This window comes from Pseudomonas moraviensis subsp. stanleyae (genome assembly GCF_036283065.1).
Classification (GTDB): Bacteria; Pseudomonadota; Gammaproteobacteria; order Pseudomonadales; family Pseudomonadaceae; genus Aquipseudomonas; species Aquipseudomonas stanleyae.
On sequence record NZ_JAADJI010000014.1, the window covers coordinates 74333 to 91320 of the forward strand.

Annotated in this window: 15 protein-coding genes; 9 read left to right on the forward strand and 6 right to left on the reverse strand. The window is 51.0% G+C overall.

All coding sequences use genetic code 11. From position 1 onward, the window contains the following. Positions 1-29: 29 nt before the first annotated feature. Positions 30-818 carry a transporter substrate-binding domain-containing protein gene (locus tag GXB78_RS24155; protein WP_329517302.1) on the forward strand — a complete coding sequence of 263 codons (789 nt, stop codon included), beginning with the start codon at positions 30-32 and terminating at the stop codon, positions 816-818. A 93-nt stretch (positions 819-911) separates the two neighbouring features. On the opposite strand, the gene GXB78_RS24160 is transcribed toward GXB78_RS24155, so the two are convergent. After that, positions 912-1274, reverse strand: a complete 363-nt coding sequence (locus GXB78_RS24160; RefSeq protein WP_329517303.1) for a DUF6124 family protein — start codon at positions 1272-1274, stop codon at positions 912-914. A 440-nt stretch (positions 1275-1714) separates the two neighbouring features. On the opposite strand from GXB78_RS24160, the gene GXB78_RS24165 reads away from it, so the two are divergent. The 3 genes from GXB78_RS24165 (at position 1715) to GXB78_RS24175 (ending at position 3837) form a co-directional block, all read left to right on the forward strand. Further along, positions 1715-2248: a PAAR domain-containing protein gene (locus GXB78_RS24165; RefSeq protein WP_329517304.1), complete on the forward strand. Its 534-nt coding sequence runs from the start codon at positions 1715-1717 to the stop codon at positions 2246-2248. Positions 2249-2253: 5 nt separating this feature from the next. Next, positions 2254-2967 (forward strand): peptidoglycan recognition protein family protein, encoded by a 714-nt coding sequence (locus GXB78_RS24170; protein WP_137214686.1) that lies wholly within the window; start codon positions 2254-2256, stop codon positions 2965-2967. Between the two features lie 456 nt (positions 2968-3423). Then, positions 3424-3837: a hypothetical protein gene (locus tag GXB78_RS24175; RefSeq protein WP_329517305.1), complete on the forward strand. Its 414-nt coding sequence runs from the start codon at positions 3424-3426 to the stop codon at positions 3835-3837. An 85-nt stretch (positions 3838-3922) separates the two neighbouring features. Here GXB78_RS24175 and GXB78_RS24180 read toward each other — a convergent pair. Further along, a protein-coding gene (locus tag GXB78_RS24180) for an IS3 family transposase (protein ID WP_408005155.1) occupies positions 3923-5064 on the reverse strand; the annotation gives its coding sequence in 2 pieces (ribosomal slippage) (positions 3923-4803 and positions 4803-5064; 1143 coding nt in all). 700 nt (positions 5065-5764) lie between these two features. On the opposite strand from GXB78_RS24180, the gene GXB78_RS24185 reads away from it, so the two are divergent. The 3 genes from GXB78_RS24185 to GXB78_RS24195 all read left to right on the forward strand — a co-directional run bounded on the left by GXB78_RS24185 (position 5765) and on the right by GXB78_RS24195 (position 7951). Then, positions 5765-5980, forward strand: coding sequence for a hypothetical protein (locus GXB78_RS24185; protein ID WP_329517307.1), 216 nt, complete (start codon positions 5765-5767; stop codon positions 5978-5980). 138 nt (positions 5981-6118) lie between these two features. Further along, entirely contained in the window at positions 6119-6598 is a 480-nt protein-coding gene (locus GXB78_RS24190) for a hypothetical protein (protein WP_329517308.1), read from the forward strand. 591 nt (positions 6599-7189) lie between these two features. Next, positions 7190-7951 (forward strand): DUF4145 domain-containing protein, encoded by a 762-nt coding sequence (locus GXB78_RS24195; protein ID WP_329517309.1) that lies wholly within the window; start codon positions 7190-7192, stop codon positions 7949-7951. 267 nt (positions 7952-8218) lie between these two features. Here GXB78_RS24195 and GXB78_RS24200 read toward each other — a convergent pair whose 3' ends face one another. Further along, positions 8219-12268 carry a helix-turn-helix domain-containing protein gene (locus GXB78_RS24200; protein ID WP_329517310.1) on the reverse strand — a complete coding sequence of 1350 codons (4050 nt, stop codon included), beginning with the start codon at positions 12266-12268 and terminating at the stop codon, positions 8219-8221. Between the two features lie 158 nt (positions 12269-12426). Between GXB78_RS24200 and GXB78_RS24205 the strand changes: the two genes are divergently transcribed. Both GXB78_RS24205 and GXB78_RS24210 read left to right on the forward strand, forming a co-directional pair. Further along, the gene (locus GXB78_RS24205) at positions 12427-13416 is read left to right on the forward strand and encodes an HMG-box domain-containing protein (protein ID WP_329517311.1); all 990 of its coding nucleotides are present in this window, start codon (positions 12427-12429) and stop codon (positions 13414-13416) included. Between the two features lie 324 nt (positions 13417-13740). Then, positions 13741-14865, forward strand: a complete 1125-nt coding sequence (locus tag GXB78_RS24210; protein ID WP_329517312.1) for a DUF4238 domain-containing protein — start codon at positions 13741-13743, stop codon at positions 14863-14865. Positions 14866-14905: 40 nt separating this feature from the next. On the opposite strand, the gene GXB78_RS24215 is transcribed toward GXB78_RS24210, so the two are convergent. The 3 genes from GXB78_RS24215 to GXB78_RS24225 all read right to left on the reverse strand — a co-directional run bounded on the left by GXB78_RS24215 (position 14906) and on the right by GXB78_RS24225 (position 16938). Then, a complete protein-coding gene (locus GXB78_RS24215) occupies positions 14906-15700 on the reverse strand; it encodes a DNA adenine methylase (protein ID WP_329517313.1) in 795 nt (264 codons plus the stop codon). Between the two features lie 150 nt (positions 15701-15850). Continuing rightward, the gene (locus tag GXB78_RS24220) at positions 15851-16393 is read right to left on the reverse strand and encodes a lysis protein (protein WP_329517314.1); all 543 of its coding nucleotides are present in this window, start codon (positions 16391-16393) and stop codon (positions 15851-15853) included. After that, positions 16375-16938 (reverse strand): glycoside hydrolase family 19 protein, encoded by a 564-nt coding sequence (locus tag GXB78_RS24225; RefSeq protein WP_329517315.1) that lies wholly within the window; start codon positions 16936-16938, stop codon positions 16375-16377. Before GXB78_RS24225 ends, GXB78_RS24220 begins: the two co-directional genes overlap by 19 nt. Between the last annotated feature and the right edge of the window lie 50 nt (positions 16939-16988).

The following is a 16988-nucleotide window of genomic DNA, read 5'->3' on the forward strand; positions in this document are numbered from 1 at the left end:
CCCACCGCCCCTTGAACAAGACGGATTTCATGACAACTCCAAAAAGCACGATGATCCTCTGCGGCCTGCTGACCCTGGCTGCCAGCGCTCACGCCGGACCAAGCACTTCCCACCTCGACAGCATCCAGCAACAAGGCCAACTGCGCGTCTGCACCACCGGCGACTACAAGCCCTATACCTTCAAACGCAGCGATGGCGACTTCGAAGGCATCGACATCAGCATGGCCCGCTCCCTGGCCGACAGCCTCGGCGTCAAAGTGCAATGGGTGCAGACCACCTGGAAAACCCTGATGCCCGACATGCAGGCCGGCAAATGCGACATCGGCATGGGCGGCATCTCGGTCACGCTTGAACGGCAAAAAAAGGCTTACTTCAGCAACACCCTCGACACCGACGGCAAAATCCCGCTGGTGCGCTGCGCCGACCAGTCCAAATACCAGACCATCGACCAGATCAACCAGCCCAACGTGCGTCTGGTCGAACCAGCCGGCGGCACCAACGAAGCCTTCGTCCACGCCTTCCTGCCCAAAGCGCAACTGGCCCTGCACGACAATGTGACGATCTTCCAGCAACTGCTCGACAACAAAGCCGACGTGATGATCACCGACGCCTCGGAAGCGCTGTATCAGCAGAAACTCAAACCCGGCTTGTGCGCGGTGAATCCGCATCAGTACATGCAATATGGTGAAAAGGCGTACCTGCTGCCCCGTGATGACATCAGTTGGAAACTGTATGTCGATCAGTGGCTGCATTTAAGCAAGGTCACCGGGAAATATCAGCAGATGTTGAGTGAGTGGATTGCTGTGCCTGCACAGTAGCCGTTACTTGTCGTGCAGCGGTGACAGCAAATGTTCAACTAGCCATTTAGCCTCGCGGTGACGGATAACCGCTCCGTCACCGCGAGGTTCGCTTCAAGCCTTCACTTCGACTTTGTCCAACGCCTGATTCACTGCGATCTCTCCCAGCATCACCACTTGGGCAATGCCCAACAACGTCTTGCGCTGCGAGTTTTCCAATAACGCTGCGAAGTCGTTGAGCATGGTGCTGGCCGAACCCAGCGATTCGCTGGCATTGGCCAACAGGGATTCGCTGTCGTACGCAGGGTTGGCGAGGAACATGCGTTCGGGCTGGTTGGTGGAGGCTTTGATGCGACTGGCGGGGGGCAGGTAATAATCCAGCGCACGCTCGGCGGCGTCGTGGAGTTTTTTTGAGTCTGGGGATTTGTAGGGGGATGCGGGATTGGTGTCCGGCGGGTTGGGCGTGACTTTAAACATGGATGAAACCTCTAGCGCGATTACCAAAAGAAGCCATCACCCTCGCTACCAAACGAAGGGTGGCGGCCATACGCGGGTTGGTAGACCGGTCGCACTAGAACCCGGCGCCCACGAATGGACCCCACGCATGACCACCATGATATCGAGCGCTGAGAAGCGGCCTGAATCAGGTGACGCAATGCATCTAGACACGAAGCGGGCTACCAAACCCGATCACTGATTTCAGTGACCCAGGGACGATAGAACCCGCAGGCTAGACGCACAAGCCGGCGGATTCTGTCTTAGGTGTAGGGGGAGGCGCAAGACAACGTAGGCTTCGGATGACTTTCACTAGTCAGATTTAAACAAGCGCCCGCGTAACCGTTTAAAAACCCCGAGCCAAAGTTCAAATCGAGTCTGATACAGTTCCACTTGGCAAAATCGTAGACAGGAAGTCAAACATGGCAAAGCCAGCAGCTCGTATTACCGATCCCACCAATTGCCCTATCCCGGGACACGGTCCGAAAGCTATCGCGTCCGGGTCTCCCGATGTTTTCTTCGACGGTCTTGCAGCCGCGACCAAAGGCGATACTTGCACCTGCGGCAGCGCTTTGGCGTCAGCAGTGTCCTCGACTGTATTTATCAACGGTAAGAATGCTGCCTTGGTAGGTACGGTAGGCACCCATGGAGACATCGTCATCGGCGGCTCGGGCACCGTGATTATTGGTGACTCGCATAGTCCGGCACCATTTACTGCCCCGCTTCCCCTATTGCTGCAGAAAACTTATGGGCACACCTTCAGCATCGTTGACAGCGAAACAGGCCAGCCCTTGGCAGGAAGGAATTTCAGCGCAATCGTTAATGGTCAAAAGATTACCGGTGTTACCGATAGTGCAGGAGCAGCGACCGTTAAGACCCCAACAAAAGATGCTGCTATTTCAATTACCATCGACTTCATCTCACCAGCTCGGTCGCTCAGCGAACTCACGGATTGAACACTATGGCCGAACAATTTACTACTGAAGCAAAAGCAGCGGAAATCAAACCAGGCGCGCCGATTGTCCCCACGACTATCACGGTCAATGATAGAGCTGCAACAAGGGAAGCGATAATCAGGCTTCTCCACAAAAACAAATGCGAATTTGTGGAAAGATCCTCTTGGGGAGCACATAAAGCAAAAGGCGAAATGGTCGATGATTGGGACTACTCAATGATCGCCCTTCACCATGCCGGCCGGAGTATGGGTTGCGGTGCTGGGGCAGGACAAATGCGGGCAATCCAAAGTGAGCATCAAGCCAAGTTTGATGACATCGGTTATCACTATGGTATCGACTGCACGGGGAAAGTCTTTGAAGGACGTGACATACGATTCAAAGGCTCAAGCGTACATAACTACAACACTGGTGTAATTGGGATCGTTTTGCTGGAGAACCTGACGACTGCCGAAGAAGGTGGAGACATGGTGGCTTTTGCCCGTCAGGCTCTTGAAACCTTCAATGGCAATATGGATCAGAAAATTCCTGCCATTCAGATTGACACTCTTCTGAAGTTGATTCAGGCCCTGACCAGTGTTTTCAGGGTGACAACGTTAGGAGGACATCGTGAATTCCCAATGCAAGCCGGCGAAGGGAAGATTTGTCCAGGCAATATTGGCATGGAACTGGTAAAAAACCTTCGAATCAAAACCAAACTCTTGCGACCGCCTTCGTCATGAAATCGCTTCTTATCATCTCCACAATTATCTGTGCCGTTGTCCTTTACGTCGGCTTCTATGAAAAGATGGAGGACGCTTATCCAGAAAAAGTGTTCTTCATCAAGAAAAGTCCGACATTTCAATTGAAATTCGAGAATATTTTCGCTTATGAATCAGATGACAAAACCATAGGTGAGTTAAGCGAGAAAGAGCGGCAGCTGGTTATTCAGTACTGCAAATATCGGCTCGGGGTGACTACTGAGCTGCATAACCAAGAGGAGCTTGAACTATGCAAGAAGAGATAGTTTCCACCTTCATCTCAGCATATACATCATAGGCAGAACAATCTTCTGAACGAATACTCCATGCCCCTGCCCAGCTTTTTACTGACCCACCCCCCGCCGGGGTTAACATTAAAATGATCTTGGAATTGGTACTGACAATACAACCTAGGGATGGAAAAAGGTATCAAGCCACATGGATGCAAATAAAGTCGGACGCCGGTATGTACGGTGGATCCTTCTGCCGCTCATCGTCCTTTTTTTCTGGTACTTCTGCTCCCCAGTTGTAGCGGTGAAATTTTCCCTGAACAGTGAGGAAGAATTTCACTACGTTTGGAATACTCAGGACAGGATTCATAGAGGCGATATCAAGCATGGTGGCTCAGCCGTTGAGTTCGGCTACCTATTCCCTGATGACGACTTTTTCATGATGTTTGATTGGTGGACTGATAAAGGTTTTCAGAGGTGCATCAACATCAGCCCCAAATGGGGCCGAACTATTGACATCTATTTGGATGCAACAGGCAGGGTCGATATTGCTAAAACCGGCCCGGACGTTATTGCTCGATTGAAACAATGCACTGGCGAACCTGACCCTTTCCGACCATGAGTTAGTCGTGAGCCCTCATGAAATTAGGTCGGCCAATGATCTGGTCAAACGATACTGGACACGGTTATAGGGTTTAGGTCATTTCTCATGCTGCCAAGGCTTCCATTGCTACCGGAGTCCGATATCCGTTGTGGCTGTACAGCCTGATTCGATTGTAATAATGGGTCAGGTAGCGCAATACATCGGTACTGGCCTCGTCTTCGTTTCGGTAGCCAGCCTTGGGTATCCATTCAGATTTCAAACTGCCAAAGAAACGCTCCATTGGGGCGTTATCCCAGCAGTTTCCTCGTCGATTCATGCTTTGTTTTATGCGCATCTGCGATAGCGCTTCACGGAACATTTTGCTGCTGTAATGACAGCCCTGATCCGAATGGAACATCAAGTTTTCAGGGCGTCCTAGCGACTCGAAAGCCATCTTTAACGCTCGACAGGTCAGAGCTGAATCCGGACTTCTGGACATCGCCCAGCCGACGATGCGCCGGGCATGCAGATCAAGTACAGCAGCCAGATAAACCCAGTAAGTACCGGCCCAAATGTAAGTCACGTCACCACACCACACTTGATTGGGGGCCTCGACGTTGAACTTACGCTCCAAATGATTAGGAGCGTATTGAGCCTCCGCGCCGCTAGGTTTGTAACGATGCCTGCGCCGTTGCTGGCTCTTCAATCCGATCTCGCGCATCAGGCTACGAGCCATGTAACGACCTACCGACTCCTTTTCGTTACACAGCGCCTTTGCCAGGCTGCGCGCGCCCATTGATCCACGACTTTGCTCATGTAATTCAGCAGCCTTGATCTTAAGGCGATCGCGCTCGACATCCACTTTTGTCCGCTGTTTCAGACGCTCGTAATAACTGCTGCGGTTGATTCCAAATACAACGCACAACTCGGATCTTGAATATTGCTCGCTTAACTCCTCGACCAGCCTTACCGATCGAGGGAATCCGACATCAAGAGAGCTGTAGCCTTTTTTAAAATTTCCTTCTCGCGCTCAATCCGTCGAATTGTTGCTTCCAGTTCCTGGATGCGTTGTTGGTCAACAGTCATGGCCTTGGACTTCTCAGGCGTCTTGCCGCTGCGCTCCGCACGCAACTGCTCAACCCAGCGGCGCAGAGCCGTAGGGCCCACACCCATTGCTTCGCAGGCTTCACTCACCGAATAGTCTTTATCCAAAACCAGGCAAGCCGCATCCCGTTTGAAATCTGTCGAAAAATATCGTCTGGTCATATCACACCTCGTCGCTGGGCGTAGATTACCGCCCTTTAGAAGTGTCCAGAATCATTAAGCCAGATCACACATCGTTCGTCATAGATGGGGGGCAGCGCCCCACTCTACGCCGAGAATGCCATTCACTCTTCCCAGCGCAACCAAGACTGAGCGTGAGTGCAGCCATCGATGTACTCGACTGCAGCGACCTCGCCCGCATGATCGCCCACTCATCCAGTTCTGATTCACGCTCGCATGGTCCGTTTCCGGGGCGGAAATCTCGCTCTCTTGGTAGACTGGCACTCATTCCGTCTGATGCGGGGCGGTGCTGCGCGGTGTGGCGCATAGCTCCCATCTGCCAGTTATTGTGTCCTGACAACTGCCATGACCGAAATTGGTACGCATCGGTTTCGAATTGGTACATCGTACCCACCAGGTCCTGAAAATCCCTGAAAACGCCCAAAAGCACGCCGAAAACACGTTGAGTAAAATGGTCCAGAATCAGAGCTTTGCCCCAGTAAAACCAACGCCTGAGCCGTCTCGGCGCTTCAGTGTGGCACCCATGATGGATTGGGTCTACCAGTCCTCCAACGCCCAGCCAGACGGGCTAATCCGCTGCGACTTCTTCGCTTTGTAGCAATTTCTAAGCAAGCTGAAATTACTGCCTGACACCGGCACTGCCGGTACTATGCTTGTGTTTTTCTTGAAAGGAGTCGAGGTCATGCCTAGTGATTATTCACTGTCGGATGTACTGGAAAGGTTGTACGAAAATCAGGAGGCTTTGCAGGCGGCCATTATGGAGTTGACCCTCCTGGTTGAGGAGCAAGGGGCGCAGGAAGTGGGCGGAAATGTCCGTGGAGCACTGTGGACCATGGGTGAAAACGCCGGCCATATCAAACAAGGCCTGGCACGATTGAAGAAATTGGACATCGGTTAATCGATTACACGCCAAAGGCCTGCGGACATTACTGTCGGGCTGCGCGTTGCTGTATTTTCAAGGACGATAGGAAGGCGCATGCTACGCACCTTCTAGCTCTTTGCACCATACGACAACTAAGTTCAAGGGATATGACAGATGATTGACTGGGTTGCTGCTGCGTTCACCAGTGCAAAAACGGCGGGCGATATTGCCAAAAGTCTCATCACTCTGCGTGATGAAGATATGGTGAGAGGTCGGGTAATGGATCTGACCGGCACGTTGATGGAACTGCAACAACAGATGATGCAGGGCCAGCTGGAACAAATGGCATTGATCAAACAAGTTGCGGAGCTTGAAGAAGCACTTAAAAAAATGAGTGCCAGGCAAAATGTACTTGATCGCTACGAGTTGCTGGGTGTTGGTCCAGCTAAGGTAGTTTACGCTCTGAAAGAGGAGTTCCAGAAGACGGAACCTGCTCATCTGTGCTGTACAAATTGCTACGACAAAGGACATCGCGCGGTACTGAAAGCAATGCGGCAGAGCGGGTCGACTTCGATGAAGTTTTCGTGCCCCGACTGCGCAAATACGTTCTACATCACCGGTGAATATCTTCCTGCTGCATTGAGATCAAAATGAAGGCGCTGTCATGCCGCCATCCCCAGGGGTTCGTGACGGATCTCAGCGATCGTCGCTTAATTTAGGCCACCTTACTTGATGATCTCTTCAATTCGCGAGGCGGCTGTCTCGTCCTTCCTTCGTATTCCCCAAAAGCGATCAGTCACAACGGTCGACTCCTCTTCGTGTCACCCCTGCATTGACCAATGTCAACGCCCGCGCCTTGCCCAATTGAGTAAAACACCAAACGCATGATGGCATAGCGCTATAATGTCAGATTCCTGCGCCGCTTATACCTCCAAAGGGCGTATTTAACCGAGATGTAACGGATATCAAAACGTATAGATTTATCGGTCCCCTTCGAGGAGAAGGATGAAGCTAATAAATTTGAGATCGGAAGAAAATCGCGTCTGGTGGACCCCAGAGGAGCTTATGTTAGATGGGCTGATACGCTGGCTTTCCTATGCGAAACGACACCTGACGATGTAGTGCAGTCGCTTCTAATCGAGGCTGATTGCAGACTGATCCCAGGTTAGAAAGCTGACCGTCGCCGCCCTCAGGAATTTGGGGGCTCCTTGGCTTTATTAATAGTTAACTATCTAGGAGATAACCTTGGGAAAAATAACAGAAAGTCACAACGAAAATAAAGTTAAAGGAAACATCATCCAAGAGCATTGCTCCCAATGCGGCCGTCCTACTCGACACATGATCATAACCTCATACGATTACTCTGCCAGTGAAGCTTATGAAGATGGATTTTCTATTGATTGGGCAAGCTCTCATCAAGTAGTTCAATGCCAAGGCTGCATGACATCATCATTCAGGCAGGTTAGTTGGTTCTCTGAAGACGTGCATCAGATAGGGGAAGATGAATATGATGACGGCGAAAGAGTAACCCTTTACCCCAAACGTTCTGGTAACACGCGACCAGCAAAGGAATTCTGGGAAGTTCCAAGCAACCTCCGGCGAATCTACCGTGAATCTATTGACTGCTACAACAATGACTCTTACACATTAACAGCAGCAGGACTAAGAGCACTAATTGAAGGTCTTTGCGCTGCGCTTGGCGTTATTGACGGCCCTAAAATCATAACAAAAAAAGACGGAACACAAGAAGTCAAACGCTCAACAAATCTCGAAGGAAAAATCTCCGGCCTACATGAGAAAGGCTTCTTAACTGAAAGAAGCGCCACAGTATTACATGAACATCGGTTTATGGGAAATGACGCCGTACATGAACTCGCTCGGCCTTCGGACAACGAACTGGCTTTAGCGATTGAGATTATCGAACATACCTTTGATGCTATTTTTGAAATACCCGCAAAAGGCGACGAACTTAGAAATAGTAGAGTTCGTCGTGCAAAAAAGAAATAAAAACCGCTTAAACTTATGAAAAAGGTGGCAGATTTATTTATCTATGTAGGTGCGCATAAAAAATAAATCTGCCCCATTTTAACTTTACTACCGAGTTACCGATCGAATATTGGGATAGGGATTCGAACCCCTTCGCGCGTCCCTCAGGACCGCTCCGAGCCATTAAAAGCGGCATTTTTGGATCGTACCCGGGGCGCATTGCGGCCTGCGGCGGCCCTGAGTATGCCCTAATTCTGCCCTAAACCTTCTCTCACCTGATCGCTCAGGCTAGTCATCTTCGACCTCAAGAGCCTCCTTTGACTTTCGTTGACGCGCTATGCCATCACGTGCGCTTTGGAGTAGTGCGTCGTACAGCTCAAATGCGGGCTCTACGCGGCTGAGCGACTGGAGCATCTTCACACAGTGTTGCTCTTGCCGGACATCCTCTGGGAACGGTTCACCGGGCACTCCCCCTCGAATACCGGAATATACTGACGCCTCGATTGATGAGCGAATAGAATTTAGCGCTTCTTCACCGATGAGTTCTGCTGCGTTGAGGAGGTCGCGGATAAACCTAGGATGATCATAGATAAAGGTCGACTGACTTTCCCGCAGTATTCTGGCTACAAGCGTGGCATGTGCTTGCGAACCCGATGACATCCACGTAAGGAGTAGATCAAGCAGTAGCTCGTCATAGTCACCGCAAAGGCCGGCGATTACGTCGCCAAAACGCTGCGCCCCGCGAGTATCTGCCAATTCATTGAGCGCCCAGTCAAGAAGCTCTCTAATCAGACGCGGCCCAGCCTCGAAACTCATGAGACTAAGGCAGTTTTCGTTGCGCTCTTTACTTAGAGGTTCATAAGACCAATCATTTCGACGCGTCGCCTCGATAAGACGTGTCTTAACAAGCGCAACGACAGCTGAAGGATCTTCTTTGATTGACGATGCGAGGAAGGACTGAACCCAGTAGTCATCAAGCGCCTTCATCACTATAAGCTTATTCAAAAGCTCGCCTCGTCTGCTGTCGATATCAACCTTCGGAATGGGTGTTCCGCCGGCGATCAACATGAACATTTCGTGGGTCGCCACGGTATTCACTTCAAAATCTGCCGAGCAAATGAGCTCAACTGCCAGAGCCGGGCTCCCGGCGGCCACCTGGCGCGCCAGACTAGATGCGACGTACAGTACGTTCGCATCTTTAGACTCAAAGATGCGCTTAAACAGGGCAACTTCTTGTGGGGTGTAGGACCGTGACGGATCAAGTCTTGCGTATGCCTCAGCGAGCTGAGCCAACACCTCTGTGGAGCCCTCCGAGCGGCCTACATAGTCTATTACTAATTCCGAGTGATCCGCTTCAACAGCCACACTTAGAGCCTTGCCTACATATGGGGCGAGATGACCAACTTGGCACTCGTTGTTTCTGCGAAGCAATTCGACCGCAAGACCTGGTACGGAACTGAGTAGATGATTCATGAGCAGGAAGGGAGAGCCATAACCATTGGGGGTTATGCTCTCAATTTCCTGCAAACAGTCATTCAGCTCATCAAACAGGCCTCCAACATCAGGGATCGCAACCATCAATTCAGTCGTCAGGATTATGCGGTCGCTTTCATGCTCCTCGCGGTTAAGCGACTGACTAAGTTTCCAAGTCTCCGCCCCCCAGCCGTCGATAAGCGCCCGGATGAGTCGAGTCTTCAAATCTCGGTTTAACAAAGCCATGATTTCGCGCGCATCGCCAGACGTTTCAGCCCCACCGTAAAAGGCATGCCAAGAGATGGACTGCGCGAGTCGCACCAGCACTACAGGCGGCATATATACTTCCCGCAGTACCACCTGAAGCTTCCGCAGGAGGCTCTGATGCTCACGCGCCCATTCATTGTCGGAGGCGTCGCCATGCATTGGACCGCGCAAGGCTTGAGCGATCGTCTGTGCTGCAAGAAACGCTCGCCGTGGCGGGCCTTCCCGTAGATATTTGAGCAGCACTTCAGTTATCTCATCTCTAACGATTTTTGCCGCCTTCAGAGAAAGCTGGTGACGGGTGATAGTTAAGGTCAAGCGAGAATAACTCGTCGACTCAATCTCAGTACCCAACGCTCCCTCTAGGATGGTGAAAGGCGTATGAACCGAGCTGAGAGAGGTGGGCCTTTCCAGAAGCGCGAATGCGAAGCGAATGACCTCACGCACGTACTCGACCGACTTGTTCAACTGAAACGTAGCCATTTCCTTCAGGATGCGGATGCCGTGACTCGACTGCTGATTTAGCGCACGGGCATCACTGCGGCCCGCGACCCAAAGGAGGGAACATGCTTCATGGACGTGGTCGTATGTATATGCTGCATTGCGCACCATATTGCATACGGCCGAACTTTCTCCATGCTTATCGGCGATGAGCCGTTTCGCGAAGTCCAGCGCAAACCTGGGCTGGTAGTAAGCGACCGCCTCGACCGCTTCTACGTGCGGGTTGTTGTACCTCGAACCCCAAAATAGCTTGGGGCTGAGACTGGTCAATAACGCACTGTCATCTGTCTTTCCTTCGCGTAAGCGCCAGTCCAGTCGTCCAAGATTAACGAACAAGTGCTTCAGCTGGTCCGCGCCAGCGAGGTCGAAGACTGCTGTAACGAGCTCGTTAGCCTTGCCATCCGCATTAAGATAGTTCGAACGAATGATTTCATCCGCCAACAAGTCTGGGGCAAGCCTCGAGCGGACCCCGCGCTTGAATAGAACGCCTGCGTCTCCTAACAAGCGCATCAGCCGAATGGCGTCTGGTGCTTCAATCCCTTCGACTGTCGATAAGATATTCAACAGGCCCGGGTCATCCGGAATGATGGGCTGAAGTAACGCGATGACTCGCAGTACACCCCTAAGCTTCGAAACATCCTGCCCCGAGACCAAGGTGACCGCGATAACGTCCTGGAGGCGAGCCAGCACATAGGTTTGAAACTCCCTTGAATTACCCAGCAACGTCAGTGGCACATCATCACGTGCGACCAACTGCGCCGCCAAAACTGTAACCAACGGTGTCAAGAAAGTTGCACGGGCGATCTCGGCAGCGGCTGCGAGAGGGCCATTGCATTCGGCGAGAACCGATTCAGCCAGTGCTTGCGCTTCTTCTCGTGTCTGCTGATGCATATCGACAAATTGGACCAAAGGCTCCAAGAGGCTTACGTCAGCGGCTTGAAGACGTAGCGCTTCCTTTCCGTAGGGCCGAAGCGATAGAAGCAACCGCGTTTTATTTTCCGGCACAGCCGCGTATCTAAGGAGGATGCCGAGATCTTCACGCTCATGAGCATCATCACAAACAAGTAGCGTCACTCCGCCGAGGCTGTCGCGCAGTTTATCCAAATGGTGAGCCTTGACATCTTCAGTCGGCGACACAAATCGAACTCGCAGAGTTGTGATTTCAGTTAGTCGCTGCGTGACTTCGCGAAGAACACGACTTTTTCCAAACCCTGGCGCCCCGACGAGACAGGTTAGAAGTACCGAGTCGTCCCGGACGAAGTCCAGGACTTGTGAAACCTCTGCGTCACGACCAACAAGAGCCCAGGAGTGGTTGAAGAAGCGGTCAGGAACTAGAAATGGTTTGAAGAAGGTATCTAGAGTCTGAATCGGTCCCGGTTCATCAATTCCCAGTAGGTCTAGGCGCTGACCACTGAAGTAGCGATCGACCAAGTCCAGGCGGTCAGACATCGCGAGATCATGAAGCTTCCGGGTGATGTCCTCTCGGTCCCACAACTCCCAGTCTGTATGCACAGCCATTGCATCGCGTGCCCTTGGGCTCGCTACGCTGGATAGCAAGAGTACCTTGAGGTCTGCGACGAAAGTCTGCTCAGCCACCGCGGTATGAACCTTTTGGGCGCCAAACTCATTAACTCGCTTGCACTGAAACGAGTAGGTCCCGAATGAACCGCTGGCGACGATGTCGATGCCGTGCTGCTTATGGCCCGTGCCCCCATAACGATGGACTTTGCCCCCATTAGGCCGGTACAGGCGATCCAAAAGGGCAGCGCAGAAGCTTTCGAATGTATCCGGAGGCAAAGCGGAGAGAGGCAATACACGATCGTGTGTAGTGGCCGTTTCAATGCGGAGATCTACTGACGCCGCTCTATAGCCGGCAGCCACTAGGAGTTCATTTTCCTTGGCTCCAACCAGCTTCTCCAACGAGGGAATGTCATTCGAACGAGGGCGGGCAATCCCCTTCTCCCAGCGACTAATCGACTGCTGTGTTTTTCCGAGGGCTGTCGCCAGGTCCTGCTGCTTAGGAAAACCTGCGGCTACACGGAGCCGAACCAACAGCTCGCCGAATTCTGCGTAAGGTACCGGCTTAGGAGGCATTTTCATTTTCTTGTACCATTTGACGTACACATAAATGAGTGTACCACAAAAAGAACACACACAAAGCTGCCTCATCATCCCCATATCCAGTCGCTTCGATTGCGGCAGATTGCCATCTCAATGACTATCATTTAGCGTTCAATGACAAGATTGGAGATAACCATATGAATAGACGAAAAAGCGCTGAGTCTAAGCGACCTCAAAAAATCCGTAAAAGGGGACCTTTCGATTTATCGGTCGTATCAGAAAAATATCCATATTTCTCCCACTTGCTTGTAAATGCGATTAGCCAACTGGAGGAACTCCCAGACTTTTCCGGCGATGATAAAGTCGCGGTAATGTCGGATTTCGGGGGAGAGCATCACGACGCACACTTTACTACCTATGCTTTTCTGATCTTCGCTTACAACAAGGCAGGACCTTTTATTGAACAAGTTGAAAAACTGAGACGCAAGCACAAAATACTTGAACCTTATAGCGAGTTTAAATTTAAAGACTTGAAATTTGGCCCAAGAAGCCGCGCACTACCGGACTTTCTTCACGCCATCGACAACTTTATCCATGGCTCACTTATCACCGTAGCTATTGAAAGAAAAATAGAAACCGTATTTGGCCCTTCAAAAAAAGTTGCACACCCTTTCATTGAAGAGCAACTTTCGAGCTTAGGATTGGGGAACTGGAAAGGCGAGACTGGTGAAAAAGCACTTCGTATTTGCCACTCAATAGCTATGTTTGTCGCATTAATGACCCACGAAAATCAACGTCTTCTCTGGTACTGCGATAATGATTCAATCAACGAGAACGGCCAAGAAAGATCATTTGGAGACACACAAAAACTCTTTTCTCATACACTCGGCATGTACTGCAAACACAAATTCGATCTTATTGGCTTTGGCAAATCATTTGAAAAAAAATCACATTTAGATGATTTGTTAAGCGTACCGGATTTCGCTGCGGGGATAATTCACGACGTGTTGAAATCACATCATACTGGTGAAGACAACATCCCCGGGTTTCCAAAAAAAGAAATATTAATTAAATGGCTCGCTAATGAAAGTAGATTCCTATCAAAAACAACCATTCAAATCAGTAAACTTCCCAACGGAGATATTGGCAGCGGGATAGTTAAGTTTACTCCTGCAAAGACCAAATAACGAATGAGGGAAAAGCAGGTGCGGATGACTTGCATAATTTGCTCTTGGATCCTGACAGATCCTACCCTGCAGCTCGTCGTCTCAATCTAGCCAATTGCGCGCAGCTCAATTACTGTACATACATCCAGCACCTGAACAGCGGATCGCTTCATGAATTTCGACCAGGATCATCGCGAACCTTTAGCATCAAAAAATTCGGGACGATGGACTTGTTTTTATTTACTTTTTTGACTCCTAATACCAGCATGAATTAAAGTTTTTTGCTGCATTACTCCAATCTCAGCTAATGTCATCACACCGCTAAACATAATCAAGGCACGATTTATGCCCGCCAACAAAAAACATCATTACGTCCCTAAATTCTACTTAAAAAATTTCTCACACAACAATCTATCGATCAACATCTACAATATTACTCATAACAAAACCATCTCCCAAGCCAATCTAAAAAGTCAGTGCTATAAAGATTATCTCTATGGGAAAGACGACAAAATCGAAAAAGTATTAGGTGGAATTGAAGGCGCCGCCGCCGAAATATTAAAGTCAATAATAAAAGAAAAGGAACCACCACGCCCTTTCACATTAGAATATGTGAGATTAATATTATTCGTATTAATCCAGCACAGTAGAACTACTTCCGCAGTAGACGCTATGAATGAAATGACTGACAAATTCGCAAAAAAATTACTATCTACAAACGAATCCTTCAAACAAGAAGACATTGACAAAATCAAAATCTCCGTAAACGAGCCTGGCGCATTTTCGATAGCAACTGCAACTTCCGGATTACATATTATTTTAGACTTGCACTGCAAAACCTTAATAGCAAAGAAAGGCACTGAATTTATAACATCTGACAACCCAGCAATTCTTTATAATCAGCTATTTGAAAAATTATCCTACATGAGTGCAATCGGGCTCGCGTGTAAAGGACTACAAATTTTTTTACCTATATCTCCAACTAAATTACTATATTACTACGACCCTGCGTGCTACAAAGCTGGAGACCGAAAATCAAGCGTCGTCTATATAACTGAGCAACGTGACATGGACAACCTTAACCTATTACAATTTGTAAATGCTAGCGAAAATATATATTTTTCGGACGCGCAAAAATCTAGAATTTCAACGCTAAAGTCCGCGACTTCATTGCGACCCATCAGCAAAACAAATATTTCTACTCACCCTAACTGGGAAACCGACACACATCGATCTGAACTATGGGTAACATCCAAACATTCAAGCAAGACCAACATGTCCCTATCATGTATAAAAATCTTAGACAAGGCACTTGATTTTATCAAAAATCTATCCAAACAAGAATCTCACCCTGCATTATTTGTAAGAAACCCCCAACTAATGAAACTTGACAAAGAGTTCCGTCAATCCCTGAAGGAAGGAACAAAAACCAAAAATTTTTTTGAATTCTTAGAAAGCAAAGAAACTTAAAAAACCAACCTTCAAGGTTAACTAGAGTAGTTTGTCGAAACTAGAACAGACTACCCAATATTTCAGGTTTCCAGTTCATGATCACCAGCTCACCGCTCACCTCGGCCTTCCCCTGCCGTTGGTTGGTGTTGCTGTAGCGGATGTCCAGCGTCTCGAAGTGAAAGCCATCAAACACCCGCCTGATGTCCGGATGATCGTTAATGCTCACCATCACCTTGCCTTTGCAGTGGCGCATGAAGTCGGCCATTCGCTCGTAGTTCTCAAACGGAAAGTCGACCCCATAGCCGGCGGTCTGCCAGTAAGGCGGATCCATGTAATGGAAGGTATGAGCACGGTCGTAGCGTTCGGCGCATTCCAGCCAGGGCAGGTTTTCGACGTAGGTGCCGGACAGGCGCTGCCAGGCGGCCGACAGATTCTCCTCGATCCGTAGCAGATTAATGGCCGGACCGGTAGTGGCGGTTCCGAACGTCTGCCCGGTGACCTTGCCGGCGAAGGCATGATGTTGCAGGTAGAAGAATCGGGCGGCGCGCTGGATGTCGGTGAGGGTTTCAGGGCGGGTCATCTTCTGCCACTCGAACACCTGCCGGGAGCTGAGCGCCCATTTGAATTGGCGCACGAATTCTTCGAGGTGGTTCTGCACGACGCGGTACAGCGTGACCAGGTCGCCGTTGATGTCGTTGAGGACTTCCACGGGTGCAGCCTGGGGCCGCATGAAGTAGAGCGCGGCACCGCCGGCAAAGACTTCGACGTAGCATTCGTGTGGCGGAAAAAGTGGAATGAGGCGGTCGGCCAGGCGGCGTTTGCCGCCCATCCAAGGGATGATGGGTGTAGACATAGAGAGCAAGACCTTTACTGTATGGATAAACAGGTGCTAGGCTCACCGCGCTTCGTGCACGGAGTAAGAGCCTTGGCTGGACTTGCAGGGACAATCTGCAGGGACGGCGGCCGGGTTGGATGTTGACGCATCCACCCCGGTCGCTCTTTTTCACTTCGGTGTTGAGACTTCTTTGGCATAGGCCTGACAGGCCGCCAACGCGATCAGTCCTTGGTCGCCGGCATCGGTGATGCCGATAATTCGTTGAGCATGCGCTGGGTCAAGTTGGGCTCTTGAGGGACCATGAACCACGCCGCCGGTTGTGGTGGCGGCTGACACTGTGCCGCCGCTGGCTGAATAGGTGGCATCGAGTAGGACTGACAGGCGCAGATCAGCAGTGGCAAGGCGGTCGCGCAGGCGACCTTGATCACGTTGGGCATTGCTCAGGGCTCGGTAATGGGTTTGTTCGCTGGCTGAAAGCCGTTGCTCCAAGGCCAGACGTTTGGCCTGCTCGGCTTGTTGCTGCGCTGCAGCCGCCAGTGTCTGTTGGTTGAGGCTTTCCGCCTGCAGGCGGGCTTGTTGCTCCAGCTGCCTACCGTAGCGCCAGTCCTGAACCTGCCAAGCCGCCACGGCAGAACCACCGGCCAATGCGGCCAGCAGCAAGACGATGACCAGTAGCCGATACGGCGCCGGAATCAGGTCGAAGAGACGCATAGCACCGCCCTCGCCCGCTCCCACAATTGCAGCCGATCTGGCAGGCCATTGAGTCCACCGTTGATCTTGCGGGTAATCGCCTCGAACTCATCCCGATCCGCCAAAGCGTTCAGCTCACGCACCCACCAGAACCACGCGGCCGATTCGGCAGCCCATCGCGGCAGCTCGAGCAGCTCCGGGGTGCGCAGCAATCGTTCATCGCCGAACAGTGCCAGGCTGCAGCGCAGGTAGTTGTTGCGGCCAGTGATCTGAATCAAGCCACGACCGCGATAACGCTGGCCGTCACCATCCGGCTCCGGCGTATTGCCCAGCTTCGCCGCCAGACTGCCGGTGTCGTACTTGCTCAGGTACTGATCGCCGCCCAGTTCGCGGACGTACTGCAGTTGGCCGGACTCGTGACCGACTTGGGCCAGGAATGCGGCCTGCCGCTTCGGCGTGTTGATTTGCCGGTGGGCCATGGCGGTGCTTAGGGCGGATACAAAAACGCCCGCTTGGCGGCGGGCGTTGGGCATGATGAGTTGCAGCTGTTTCTCGGTTAAGGACATACAAACTCCAGGCATAAAAAAACCGCACTCGGCGGCTATGGATTCGTTTT

Coding starts and splice junctions, on each gene's coding strand:
- GXB78_RS24205 (WP_329517311.1), top strand. CDS start 12,427: ATGAATAGACGAAAAAGCGCTGAGTCTAAGCGACCTCAAAAAATCCGT.
- GXB78_RS24210 (WP_329517312.1), top strand. CDS start 13,741: ATGCCCGCCAACAAAAAACATCATTACGTCCCTAAATTCTACTTAAAA.
- GXB78_RS24175 (WP_329517305.1), top strand. CDS start 3,424: ATGGATGCAAATAAAGTCGGACGCCGGTATGTACGGTGGATCCTTCTG.
- GXB78_RS24200 (WP_329517310.1), bottom strand. CDS start 12,268: ATGAAAATGCCTCCTAAGCCGGTACCTTACGCAGAATTCGGCGAGCTG.
- GXB78_RS24155 (WP_329517302.1), top strand. CDS start 30: ATGACAACTCCAAAAAGCACGATGATCCTCTGCGGCCTGCTGACCCTG.
- GXB78_RS24185 (WP_329517307.1), top strand. CDS start 5,765: ATGCCTAGTGATTATTCACTGTCGGATGTACTGGAAAGGTTGTACGAA.
- GXB78_RS24220 (WP_329517314.1), bottom strand. CDS start 16,393: ATGCGTCTCTTCGACCTGATTCCGGCGCCGTATCGGCTACTGGTCATC.
- GXB78_RS24160 (WP_329517303.1), bottom strand. CDS start 1,274: ATGTTTAAAGTCACGCCCAACCCGCCGGACACCAATCCCGCATCCCCC.
- GXB78_RS24170 (WP_137214686.1), top strand. CDS start 2,254: ATGGCCGAACAATTTACTACTGAAGCAAAAGCAGCGGAAATCAAACCA.
- GXB78_RS24215 (WP_329517313.1), bottom strand. CDS start 15,700: ATGTCTACACCCATCATCCCTTGGATGGGCGGCAAACGCCGCCTGGCC.
- GXB78_RS24165 (WP_329517304.1), top strand. CDS start 1,715: ATGGCAAAGCCAGCAGCTCGTATTACCGATCCCACCAATTGCCCTATC.
- GXB78_RS24225 (WP_329517315.1), bottom strand. CDS start 16,938: ATGTCCTTAACCGAGAAACAGCTGCAACTCATCATGCCCAACGCCCGC.
- GXB78_RS24190 (WP_329517308.1), top strand. CDS start 6,119: ATGATTGACTGGGTTGCTGCTGCGTTCACCAGTGCAAAAACGGCGGGC.